This is a genomic window from Occallatibacter riparius, from assembly GCF_025264625.1.
Lineage (GTDB): Bacteria > Acidobacteriota > Terriglobia > Terriglobales > Acidobacteriaceae > Telmatobacter > Telmatobacter riparius.
Window position 1 is genome coordinate 1,192,112 of the sequence record NZ_CP093313.1, and the last position, 12,673, is coordinate 1,204,784.

Annotated in this window: 7 protein-coding genes; 5 read left to right on the forward strand and 2 right to left on the reverse strand. The window is 56.7% G+C overall.

From position 1 onward, the window contains the following. Nucleotides 1-9: 9 nt before the first annotated feature. Nucleotides 10-519, forward strand: a complete 510-nt coding sequence (locus MOP44_RS04730) for a zinc-binding dehydrogenase (RefSeq protein WP_260794762.1) — start codon at nucleotides 10-12, stop codon at nucleotides 517-519. 175 nt (nucleotides 520-694) lie between these two features. After that, nucleotides 695-2,863, forward strand: coding sequence for a phospholipase D-like domain-containing protein (locus tag MOP44_RS04735; RefSeq protein WP_260794763.1), 2,169 nt, complete (start codon nucleotides 695-697; stop codon nucleotides 2,861-2,863). A gap of 328 nt (nucleotides 2,864-3,191) precedes the next feature. Here the strand turns inward: MOP44_RS04735 and MOP44_RS04740 are convergent, their stop codons facing one another. Continuing rightward, nucleotides 3,192-6,923, reverse strand: a complete 3,732-nt coding sequence (locus tag MOP44_RS04740) for a hypothetical protein (RefSeq protein WP_260794764.1) — start codon at nucleotides 6,921-6,923, stop codon at nucleotides 3,192-3,194. A gap of 778 nt (nucleotides 6,924-7,701) precedes the next feature. Here MOP44_RS04740 and MOP44_RS04745 point away from each other — a divergent pair. The 3 genes from MOP44_RS04745 (at nucleotide 7,702) to MOP44_RS04755 (ending at nucleotide 11,215) form a co-directional block, all read left to right on the forward strand. Continuing rightward, entirely contained in the window at nucleotides 7,702-8,133 is a 432-nt protein-coding gene (locus MOP44_RS04745) for a hypothetical protein (protein WP_260794765.1), read from the forward strand. 155 nt (nucleotides 8,134-8,288) lie between these two features. Beyond that, nucleotides 8,289-10,703, forward strand: coding sequence for a CHAT domain-containing protein (locus tag MOP44_RS04750; RefSeq protein ID WP_260794766.1), 2,415 nt, complete (start codon nucleotides 8,289-8,291; stop codon nucleotides 10,701-10,703). Nucleotides 10,704-10,729: 26 nt separating this feature from the next. After that, nucleotides 10,730-11,215: a hypothetical protein gene (locus MOP44_RS04755; protein ID WP_260794767.1), complete on the forward strand. Its 486-nt coding sequence runs from the start codon at nucleotides 10,730-10,732 to the stop codon at nucleotides 11,213-11,215. A gap of 307 nt (nucleotides 11,216-11,522) precedes the next feature. Here the strand turns inward: MOP44_RS04755 and MOP44_RS04760 are convergent, their stop codons facing one another. Beyond that, nucleotides 11,523-12,662, reverse strand: coding sequence for a hypothetical protein (locus MOP44_RS04760; RefSeq protein WP_260794768.1), 1,140 nt, complete (start codon nucleotides 12,660-12,662; stop codon nucleotides 11,523-11,525). Nucleotides 12,663-12,673 lie beyond the last annotated feature (11 nt).

Consider the following 12,673-nt stretch of genomic DNA (forward strand, 5'->3'; position numbering starts at 1 on the left):
GCATACCAGATGATGTACCGCTCAGCGAAGCTGAAGCCAGGTCAGCGCGTGCTGATTCACTGCGCCTCAGGAAACGTTGGCACTGCCTTCCTTCAACTGGGGCGGCTGGCCGGCCTGGAAATGTACGGGACAGGTTCGGCGCAGGCAGCAGGCATAGTTAACGAGCTTGGCGCTACGCCGATCGACTACCGCAATTCTGACTTCGTCCAGGAAATCCATCGACTCACTGGTGACGGTGTGGATGTTGTTTTCGACGGCATCGGTGGCGACAATCTATGGCGATCGCGTAAAGCGCTCCGCGAAGGCGGCCGGGTGGTGGTCTACGGATTCCAGGCCAAGCTGCACGGCGGAAGGATGGCTTCGGGCTCGCCAAGCGGACGGCACCCGCTCCGGGAATCTGCCATATTGGGGTGGTACATTCTCCGAAACCGGTTTCTGCCGGGCCGCAAAAGCATGGTGCCTTACAGCATCCCGTGGCTGATGCGGCTGAGACCGGCGTGTTTCGCCACGACCTGCTGACGCTATTCGACCTGCTGCAGCAGATGTGTCAAGCCTGGAGACCCGACCGGACAGAGCGACGGGGCATTCTCCGGCGAACCTCAAGTTATGTTGTGAATTAATATGCTATCTCGGACCAAACGGTGCTAAACTTCCGGTGCTTCTCTGAACATCTTTCATTGTTGCCGAGGTACCCATGGCCGTTGTATCAAACAGCGCACAGAACTTTGTTGTAAAGGCCTATCCGGGCGACAACAAGACTCTCCTGGCTTTCAACTTTAGCGACCCGGGCCTGGCCAAGGAGCTAGCCGGATTTAGCATCGCGTGTAAGCTACCTGGGAAACAGCCGGCCTTCTATCTTTTCAATTTTCTGGCCTTCCAGAACCCGACTGCCCACGTCCAGGTGAGCAGCGAGCCTGCGCACTCCACCCTCAACGCTCCGATTCAGAAGTACCGATGGGTGGACTTCGCTCATGCACCATCTTCAGGGGGAGCGCTTGTCGCCGGCAATTACACCTACACGGTGACTCCCCGCTACTTCGATGGCAATGGGCAGATGCTGGCTATCGACGCGACCAAGAGCGTATCGGTCACGGTTCCGGTCGGGCCGTCCTCGAGCGGCGCACTGAATCTTGGTTTCACTCGCGCTTACATGCAGTCGCAGGCTTACGCCCGCCATTTCGGGAGCAGCACCCCGGTGCAGCCGGCCAATCGACCCCTGCATTTCTCGACCTCCGCCCCGGCAGGAAAGAATGGTGACGGACAGGTCGTTACCTTCGAGCAGATCTACGAGTGGATGGGCGAGACAGCGCGCCTACAAATCTTTGACGTGTTGAATGAGGTCCTCAACGACGCTACGCTGCAGCTCGACGTATTCGCCTACGATCTCAATGAGCCGAAGATCGCCTCCGGGTTTCTCACCCTTGCCAAACAGGGCCGAATCCGCATCATCCTCGACAGCGCCACCCTTCATATCACTCACCCTGTAAAAAACAAGAAGACCGGCAAGACCACGATCGAAGTTCCATTAGAAGAAGATTTCGAAAAAGCCTGGAATCAGACGGCCAAGAATCAGGGCGATCTCAAACGCGGCTGCTTTGCCCGTTATGCCCACGACAAGATCTTCATCGTCTCGAAAGATGGAGTTGCAACCAAGGTCCTGACCGGCTCGACGAACTTCTCGGTCACTGGCCTTTACGTCAATGCCAACCATGTGCTGGTCTTTGACGAACCGACGATCGCCGAGTTCTACGCCAATGTGTTTCAAGAATCGTGGTCGGTATTGACTTCCGATAAACCAACGAAGCCTATCGCTGCCGCCTTCGCGGGAAGTGCTCTTGCGACCAAAATCTTCAGGAGTACTGCGGCAAATCTGCCCAAGATGACCATTCGAGTTTCGCCTCACACCACTGCAGACACGACGGCTATCCTCGGCGCCATTCAAAAAAGGATTCAATCCGAGGCCAAGACGCAGGACGGCAGCGTACTGTTCGCTGTGATGCAGTTGACGAACTCGCCTTCTCCGGTCTACAAGACGCTCGCGGGTGTGCATGGGACAACGACACTTTTCAGCTATGGCATCTCCGACTCTCCCGGAGGCATCAAGCTCTATGCGCCTGGCTCGAAGACCGGCGTGCTGGTCACCGGCAAGCCGAGCAATGTGATCCTGCCGCCTCCCTTCAACAAGGTTCCATCGCTTCCGGGTCATGAGATTCATGACAAATTTGTGGTGTGCGGTGTGAACGGTCCAGACCCGGTCGTCTGGTGCGGATCGTCGAATCTCGCGACCGGCGGCGAAGAATCGAACGGCGATAACCTTCTCGAGATCCAGGACCCGGAAATTGCAATGACCTTCGCCATCGAGGCGCTGCTCCTCGTTGATCACTACAACTTCCTCGATCGTTACGCCACGACTGCCAAAGCAAAAGCAGCCAAGAGGGGAGCGGCCAAGAAGTCGGCCAGTACGGCTGCAGTTCCGCGAGGGGCGCAAAAGAAAAGCACTCCTGCAAAGAAGACTTCGGGTACGAAAACGAAACGGAAGGCGGTGACACCTTCTAAGGCAGGCAAGGCGAAGACCAATAGAGCTGCCAAAAGGACGGCGGCCAAACGTGTCAGTGGCCGGACGGCTTCGTTCCGGATTCCGGATGGAGTTGCGCGAATGATGGCTCCCTCGAAACAATCCGCAAAGAAGCAGGTAAAGACCCGATCGACATCGAAGGTGTCGCGCAAAGTGACCCAGATGCCGCAGTCGCTTGAGAAAGCCGCCAAGCAGGCCGCGATGTTTCTCTATACCGACGACAAGTGGTCCCTGCGCTATTTCGACCCCAACGATCTTCACTTTGTCGAACGGAAATTGTTCGGCTGAGATTCGGGAAATGGGGGGACGAGCATCCTTCTTGTGTGGAGAACTCATGGACCCACCGGTAACTGCATGATTACAAGCAGCGTCGCCGTTGCGGATTTCTTCATCAGCAACTCTGCAGTTGACGCAGTTCGTGATGGGTGAGGCCGTCTCCAAGCTCGCTCCTACTAATCCGAAGAAGATCGCTGTGAACACTCAGCTTGCAGCGTCCTCAGGTAAGGTTGCAATTGAACTCTGATCTGAACAGAGCGAGGTCCCGGCTCGTTGGATAGTGCCTCTACGAGTGAAGAATGCAACCCAAGTTGCCAGCGATGTGAAGGCCTCCAGCCATTCATTTGGATTTTGCAGAGCTCTTGGTCTGATCCGCAGATGAGGGCCCCGCCATTCGCGGCGCGGTCCAGAACATCGGCACCCGTTGGTCTCGGGCCATATACCACCGCAGCGCAACAGAAAACGTGCGGATCTGTTCGTGAACTGCACTCAGTTGCGGCTGATAGAAGAACACGTTGTAGGTCGGGCCAAAACTCAAGTTCCCCCACAGCGGCACGTTCAGGGAAGAATTCCAGGTCACTGCGTAATTGGTTTGAGTCGGTAGTTGGGCGCTCGCCGGACGCCCGAAGAACCAGTCGCCTTGACTTTCGCTCACCAGGGTCAACGCCGGCTTCAGGTTCTTCAGCGCTCCCATGTCCAGACCGCGGCTCAGATGGACATCCCAATATGCGCCCGGGGTGTGCAGCGATTGTGTGGCGGGGTGGCCAACCACCGTCGTCGACGGCCCAATCGGGAATGAGCTCTTCTTGAAGCAGGTTGCAATATCCACCTCCGCCTTTGCCGTGCATGTGAAAGTGGTCGTCCCATTCGCCAGCGTCACTGACTCTAGAATGTCGTTCTGGAAACTGTATTCGAAGCCGCCTTCGCCGTAGCTCCCCGCGTCCATTGCACCGGGGTTCAATGAGCCCGTCTTGCGGACACCCCATTCGTGCCGGTATCCCAGTCTGTCGTTGAAACTGCTTACAATGGGCAGGGCCACGGCCAGCTGTCCAGGAATTGTTTTACCGCTTGCGTCCTTCGCAGTAAATCCGATGAACAGCCGCTGCTTGTTCACCTGCGTCTGGAATTGGTGCGGAGTCAGCGTGAGCAGGTCACGAGGTAACGCCCTGGTCCGCGTCATCGGATGCCGCAACAGCGTATATTGCAGAAATCCCCCGAACGTCGCGTTGTTCTGCGGATACGAAACAGATTCCGGTGAACCACTCAGATTCCCTTTCACTGACCGCTCGTACACCGAAGATGTCTGGGTCCCGAGCGACATCGGCTTGAAATACGCATGATTCGATGTCAGGCGCAGGGCTCCTTCCAAGTCCACGTCTTGGCTGTGCGGCACGGCTGCTCTCGAGTCCGCCACTCCCTGCAACGACGCGGGAATCTGGTCGGTCGGTCCAAGCGCATGATTGTTGTTGAAGCTCAGAACCACCTTGTTGAAATCAATCTGAAACAACCGCTGCTGCTGGAATGCCGCATTTACAAATGCGATCTCATCTTCGTCGGAAGAGTACGTGTTGTCGCGGCCCGCTTTGCGCATACCTTCCAGCGCCAGGGCTGCGATTTTAGTTTGAAAGTCGGACGTCACACCTCGGTTCTGCGCGGGCAGCGCTCCAAGCTGCGGGTAGACGTTCTTGTCTTCCGCCAAGTCGTCGTTGGTTGCTACCCAGTAGATCTGATCCGACGCTATTGGCCGCCCGTTAATGCAGTAGACGGTCTTTGACGAGTCACTCTGGTCTATCCTCTTGCACTCCTTGTCCGCAGGAATCCACTGCGGCTCCGAGTCAGTGAACAATTGTGTCAGATTGGTTAAAGCCGGCTGGGTCAATCCGTAGGTAACCAGCCATTGCCGGTACAGATCGGTAACCCGGAGATCGCTGTCTTCCGCTGCCCGCGCTGACGACGCTGCAACGATCTTCATCAGGTCTGCGCCGGTTACTGCAACCCGCTCCACGTAATCGCCCTTCCAGAGTATGCGGTCCAGCGCCACCCGCAGCAGGCAGTGCCGAAGATCCTTTTCCGCAAGCCCAGGGCAGTAATGCAACGTGTCATAATCGTCGCCACCACCATACCCTTCCGGTATCTTGCCGAGATAGATATCTCGCCGCTCCATCAGCACCACGTCAGCGGGTGGGCTTGCCCGCTGCAACGAACTCAGGATGGCCAGCACCGTCGCAAAGGGGCAATCGTCAACACTCGCCTCGTTGGCCGTCCGAATTGGGCACGGAATCACCTTATCCGCTTCCAGCTTCGACTTCTGCATCAGTCGTCTTACCTCATACGTGGTGGTGATCTCCTTACCGCTGACCCGACGGGGAAATCTCGCCGCGTGGACGATAGAGTTTTGGTAAGTGCCAAAATTGATCGAAAGCATTGCGGCACTGCCATACATCTCCGGCTGTTTGCGGCTTGCCGCGACATCGTCCGGGTTCAGCACTGGAGGTGTGAAAACCGGCGTCATTGATTTAGTCTCAACACCCGCCAGTGTCACGTTTCCGGTCTGGTAGTCGGGCTGCGCCTCGGCTAGCACCGCATCGACCGCCGGCAAATTCGGAACCTCCTTCATTCGGTAGCGAACCATCGAAGCCATAACCTCGGCCTCGGGCGCGGGCATCTGTGCCATCACGATTACCTTCGAGAATGGCCCATACATTAAAGAGGCGGCACGCACCGCCATCACCACCGCTTCGGCCGGATTGAATACCTTAACCGTTCTCTCGCCCTTCAAGGGCTTTCCCGAGCACTCCTCGGGGCCGGCACTGCCTAGGCACACGCGCAAATTAGATTGCGAAATTGCGCTCATCGTGTCCTTCCCCACCACGCCCACAATCAGAACCCGGTGGCCTGCAGGCCCCGCAACCGTATATCCGGTCTCACATAGCTCGTGGCCGATGTCCCGCAAAATCTGCCGCTGCGCGGCGTCAATCGCCTTGCGGGAAATCAGCAGATACCTGTAAGGATGGCCATTCAAATCGATGGTCTTGCATTCTGGAATGGACGCGCACGCCGCGATCCTTTCTGGGCCGTCCTTCCCAAATACCACCACTAGCCGGTTCTTGAACTCTTGCCAGTAGTCTTTTAGGTCGTCCGATTCCTCCCGGACTGGTTGGCGGCCCTTCTCGGGCACGCACACCGGGTCCTTCAAGTTTTCAGGATCTGTGGTCGCCCTCTGGTCGATCTTGCCCAGATCGCATTTTCCCCATGCCGCTTTCAGGATCGAGAATTCGTTCTTCACGGCCCTCGCGCTCACCGAATCCGATTCAGGTTGAAAAGCCTCCCCTTCCTCTCCCTTCAACGCGCCAACGATCCCGGCTTGCATTCCCTCTGTCTTGGCTTTGTCCAGCCGATCCATCCAGTCGAAGCTTGTCGGCGTCGGTGCGGCTTCGTCAGTGGTGCAAGGCGTCGCGTCCAGTGACAAGGGAAACTGGGCAAACAAGAGCGGGCACGTGGGGCTGCTCCCTTTCACAGGACTGCCGCCGCCGCTCAAGCGCAGGTTCGCCGCCAGAAATTCCAGTCGCCCTTCGGGGTTGGCGACCAGACCACGCTCATCTGCGATCCGAACTTCTCCCGCCATCCTGATCAGCCAACTGGCGGAATAAATGAAGTCCTCGCGCCCCGGAACCAAGGCACGATACCCCGCCTGCATGAGGAAGTTCATCACGTTATCGCATTCGGCCGCCGGCGCATAGCGGCCGTCCGCCTTGTAGAGCGTCTCCGGGGCCGTCCGCTGGCGGTTTGGTACCACCGGCGCCGGACAATGTTCGTTCGGTGACTCGGACAAGATACTCGCGCCGAACTCGGGCCCAAAGTTATCGCCCATTCCCAAGAGCAGACCCTTGCGTCCGTACTCATGGGCGAGAAATGCCTTCACTGGGATCAGATGGTCCGATTCGCCCGGCTCAATGCGGTAATAGCCGAATAGCTTGCCGGTGTAGTAGATGTCCTGCGCTGGGGACTCAGCGCAGACATAAGCCAAGGCCACCAGGACGCACACCCTCCACGTCAAATGCGTAGGCATCATGCGCAGTTTTCCTCCGGAGATCGTGAACGCCAGAATCGGGGAAAGGTGATGCACCCGCACACACGCCCGGGTGGCAAGGGAACGGATAATTCACATGTTGAGCTTTTCTGTTCTTATCTCACGTTTCGGGGAGTTTGTCGACCGCGAAATCTACGCCCCGCTGGTTCAGTGCTCAATAGCGCGCGGTGACCTTGAGCCACAATTCGCGAGTACCAAGTTGAGCCGTCAGATCCATCGCGCAACAAGCTTGGGTTCGCAGTCATGTCCGCAGCATGCTGTTCGACGGCCAATTGCGGTCGGTGGAGCTGAACACGTCAATTCCAAAGTACAGTGAGCACGCGATTGAACGCAGCCGTCCAGTGTTTTCGGCGGCTGCGGCGGGCTCGGTAGTGGAGGGTAATCGGTCACCCAGGTTTTGGCGCACTCGGCGTGAGGAGCGCGGAATGAAACTGGCGGAGGCAAGCGCAGCCCTCGGCGAGGGAGCCGGAGAATACCCGCCGCACAAGCGACTTTCCCTTCAATTGCAGTAACACTGCATAGGCCCAGCTTCGAGCCCATCGAGGTTTCTCCGGAACACACCTTGGCCCCATCCCGCGTGTCGGAGTCACATCACTAGGTGACGGCGGTCACAGCTCCATTCGTTACTCAACCTGTAACATATGGAGCTCTAGTCGGGCTCGCCTCGCTTAGTGCGCAGGGCCGGTTCGCAATCAGGCGCTAGCAAAGTGAGTCTCCATCCACCTGCTATCGCGGGCAGGTTGCCGATCGGAGGTTCGACATGTTCGACGATGATTCCACGTTTCTGCTGATTCTCATGGGGCTTATGGTAGTGGCCGTCCCCGTGGTATTTGTCATCAGAATGATGCTGCTCGGGTACGCCATTAAGAAGACCATTGAAGCTTACGCGGCCCAGCAGCAGGCCATCCGCAGCGATCTGGCGCAGTTGGAGCAGTTCGCTGCACAATCCGGAGACTACGCGCAATGGGCGGGCGTGCTGGAGGCGGCGCGCCAGATGCAATCCGTGGTTAACATCTATGCACGCCAGCAGCCAGGCGCTGCGATAGCCGCTCCCTACGCCGCGCAGTTCAATGCCAGCTGGATGAAGGCCCAACGGGAGATGAACCAGTTGGACGCCATACGCCGAGAACGCGCCGACCTATATCTGACGGACATGAAATCCCAAGCGTGTTCGGCCGGACTCATCCTCTGACGCCTACACGGAGCGAATAGGCGGTTGCAGGTCGCGATCAACCGAGAACGGCGTAAGTCGTCGTTGAGGTTCGAACAGCCAAGTCACATTAGCGCTTGCCAACGGTCTCCCGCCCGGGACGTCAGCCAGGAATCTCAACGCAAGGGAGGAGACCGATGGCTCCATTCACAGCAATAGTCGACGGAGAACATATCTTGGAGGTCTTGAAAAACGGGACTCCGAATGATCGCAGACAACTCGTCGAGGCCTTGCCAGATAACAAAATGAGAGATGCGTCTCTCGGACTAGTGTGCTCCGATAATCCGAGCATCGTTGTCTTGGGTCTGACGTCAATGATCATTCCGTACTGCGCGGGTCAGAACCTGGCCGTTGGTGCGGCGCTTGCTCATGCTGTCCACTCCTATGCCCTTGAGATTTTCGAAAAGGGCGGGAGCCATGGCCTTCTTCCCATGACCATGAGCAACTTGGCGTATCAATATGTCAATGCTCTAAACTCGCTGGGTCGATTTGACGAAGTCCTCGCATTTACCGATCAATACATTCCTTACTATGAGAAGTTGAACGAAGCCCAGAACCTTCCGAGCATAAAAGCAGCTCGCATCAATGCGCTGATAAATGTCCGCCGGATCGATGAGGCCGACGAGATGTTGAAGGATTCGCATCTACGCGGCAACTGGGCCACCGACATTGAGATCAAAAGGCTTGAAACTCAGGTGGCGCTGTTGAAAGACTCGATAACCAACGTCCGCCGTGCCATTACCCCGGAACAATCACGAGCAGCCAGTCTGGATACCATGCTTCGCGCCGTTCAGAGCGCGATAGGACAAACTGTAGAGCTAAAAGACGATCGCGAAAACCTGCTAAAAGCTCTGGACAGTTTTGATAAGAACAAGAAGCTCGATGTATCGAGTCCCACGGGGTTCCGCGCGCTCTCCGAACTTCTTGACGAAGGCGAAGCATTCCTCGCCGGCGGGCGCCAGGAGGCAGGTGAATGGGCGATCAAGAAGAAGATTCGTGACGCGTCGGCAATTTTTGTTCTTGAGGCAAGTCCGGCGGTCGACAAGCTTGAACGCTCTTTGACGAGTTTGACCGAGGCGTTGCGCATGGCTGAAGTTGGCAACTTGATTGCCGAACAAAATGACGCTCTGTGGGGTATCTATTTGTGTCATAGCCGATTGAAGGAACCATCCGAAGCTGCCGATGCGCTACTGAGGCTTCAAAAGAACCTTGAGGCAGTACGAGGTGGGATCAAGAATCCGGTGGAGAGAGGCGGAATCTTTGCGAACTACCCGCACCTTTTCGATGCCCTTTGCGATCACCTTCAACAAGCTGCGCGCGCTGAAGAACTATTGAGCGCGATCGAAGCATCGAAGGGGCGGGGTATTGCGGACATTCTTACTGAAAGGTCCGAGGGAGTAATTACTGATTCGAGCATCTATACTGCCGTTCGTGCACTGCCAACGCTGGCCCGTCGTCACACATTCCATTATCTGACATACTACGTCGACACCGACCGCACATATGCTGTACTCGTGAGCAAGGACGGGGACATTTACCAACTCGGCCCGATTCCGATTTCGAAACAGTACATTCGAGATGCATCGCGATTTGTTGACCCGCGGACTTGGGGACAAGCGGTCGAATATGATCCGTCACTTTTGGTTGAGGACACCTCTGAGACCCTGGCGCCCCTCGTTGAGGTTCTCACGCCTTTGCTGGAGAAGGGCATGGTCTCCGTCGGAGATCACATAAGCTATTCGGCAGATGACAGCTTTAGCAATATTCCGTTGCATTATTTGAAATTCAGAGATAAACGCTTGATCGACTTCTTTTCGGTGTCGCGAGTCCACAACGCTTTCCATCTTCGGCAGGTGCTGACAAAGGACGCCGTGAAGCGGCCCTCACGGTGTGCAGCCTTTGTCGTACCGCTGCAAGCTGACCTGACTAGCGACGTGGGAAGAATGCGCCGCGAGAACCAACTTCGACCAGCGGCATGGCTCACCAGACATCTCAAAGGAGTATTGCTGGAGAACACCAATGTGTCATTGATGCAATTGGCGTCGATGGATATGCAAAACAAAGTCGTCCAATTCTCGACTCACGGAATCTTTCCGCGAGATGATGAGGCGCAGAATCCGTTTAGAAAATCGGGGCTTGTTTTGTCTGACGGGAAGGCCTTGCCAGATCCAGACGATGTGGCAGAAGGCGCAACAGACTGCCTGCTAACCCCGTCGAACATTTTTGAGATGAAGCTGAAGTTTACGAACAGCCACGTATCCCTTATGGCTTGTGTAAGCGGCCTCTCTCGTGAGGGCCTCGGAGGTGACGCGCTCGGCATGGATTGGGCGTTCATTCAAGCTGGCGCTGCAAGCTTGCTTTCGAGCCATTGGTATGTAAGCGCAAGTCTGGCTGCTGACTTCTTTATCCGCTTTTACGAACGCTGGATCACTGGCAGTGAAAGCCGTGCGCAGGCATTTCGGAATACCGCGCTCAGCCTTTGCGCCGAAAAAGGCCCCAAAGCCGAACTGCGCAGTTGGGCTGCGTTCAGCCTGACCGGTGATTGGCGGTGACACATTCAGAATGAAAGGAATTAGCTATGCAGACAGCCGTCGAAATTGTGCAACGCTTGGATGGCGTGCAAAGTATTTCGTTGTTAAAACGCCTCAATCAGAAGCTTTTTGGAGCTGTAACCTATACCGAAGTTCAAGCTCACCTTCCTACCGGCTCAAGCGAACTGAACATTCTTCAAAACCTCGATGGTCAGACAAAAAGGGAGAGCCTTGATTCTAATACTTCTGTCGAACTCGCGCGCCAGGTCTTAATCGCCTTCGCGTGCGACAAGGCACTTGCGCCAGTTCTTGTTCAAGCCTGGGAAGAAATCAAGAGCGACGACTCGCTGTTTGTGGAAACAATCATAACTCTTGGGCTCATTGCCAACTTGACTCTGTTCATGGCGACCACGCAATTGGAATTCAAGGTCGGAAATCTCGCTATAAAGAAGGAAACAGCCAATGAGGGGTTGGTGACCGCGGTGCTGAACCCGCTCAAAGTTCTGGTCAGCAAGGTGAAACTCGCTAGCTGAGACGTCGGGATCATCTGATACGGAGCGTCCAATAGGTCGTGCAATCTTGCTTGCGAGATGTTCGTGGAGGGAGCTGCCAGAGGGCTCGTTTATCGCTCCTCCGCGATTCAGCGGCGGGTTCAGGAAGAAGCGCAAGCTGCTCAGCCTCGAAGGCAAATCGACCAGCTGGTCACGGCGCAGCTGGGGATGATTGGCATCTTTCCAACACCTTCGTGCGGCGCGTCGAGAATTAGGCGCAGAACTCGCGATGTTCCCGAAATGTCGTACTTGAAGGTTTCGAACATCTCGATGCTCCTGTCGACAGCATTCAATTCACGGAGATCGACTGCGTTCCCGACGAGCAGGTGCTGGCGGTCTCCTGGGTTGCGGACTGGCACACCCGCACGTAGATGGTGTCGGCGCTGCTGCCGGGGTTGATGCCGATCGTCATCTGGCTCGGCGGTGAGATGCTCGGCGGGTTGCCGCGGGCATCGACCCAGCCACCGCTGCCGGTGTAGTTGACCTGCACCACGTTGCCGGCAGCGAAGTTGCTGCCATAGATCGTCAGCTGGTGAGTCGTGTTGTCGGCCGCCATGGAGGTCGGCGAGATCGAACTCACCGAGGGAGCCGCCGCCGTCACGGAGATCGACTGCGTTCCCGACGAGCAGGTGCTGGCGGTCTCCTGGGTTGCGGACTGGCACACCCGCACGTAGATGGTGTCGGCGCTGCTGCCGGGGTTGATGCCGATCGTCATCTGGCTCGGCGGTGAGATGCTCGGCGGGTTGCCGCGGGCATCGACCCAGCCACCGCTGCCGGTGTAGTTGACCTGCACCACGTTGCCGGCAGCGAAGTTGCTGCCATAGATCGTCAGCTGGTGAGTCGTGTTGTCGGCCGCCATGGAGGTCGGCGAGATCGAACTCACCGAGGGAGCCGCCGCCGTCACGGAGATCGACTGCGTTCCCGACGAGCAGGTGCTGGCGGTCTCCTGGGTTGCGGACTGGCACACCCGCACGTAGATGGTGTCGGCGCTGCTGCCGGGGTTGATGCCGATCGTCATCTGGCTCGGCGGTGAGATGCTCGGCGGGTTGCCGCGGGCATCGACCCAGCCACCGCTGCCGGTGTAGTTGACCTGCACCACGTTGCCGGCAGCGAAGTTGCTGCCATAGATCGTCAGTTGGTGAGTGGTGTTGTCAGGATTCATCGTTGTAGGTGAGAGCGCTGTAACTGCTGGAACGGACGTCGAGGATATTGTCCACGAGAACGCGACGGTCGAATTCCCCGATTGATCATCGACATCGACTTCTGAGTAAATCCCTGCTGCTGGTTCGGTGAATGGGCCAAAAGAGAAATTGCCTTTGCCATCAGCAGTTGTGTGTGCAGAAGTCTTCGTTGTGTCTGGTGCAGTAATCGTTGCAGTTACTCCTCCATTTGGAGTCGCACCGGTTCCATTAACCGTAAACTCCGTCACACCTAGTGTCC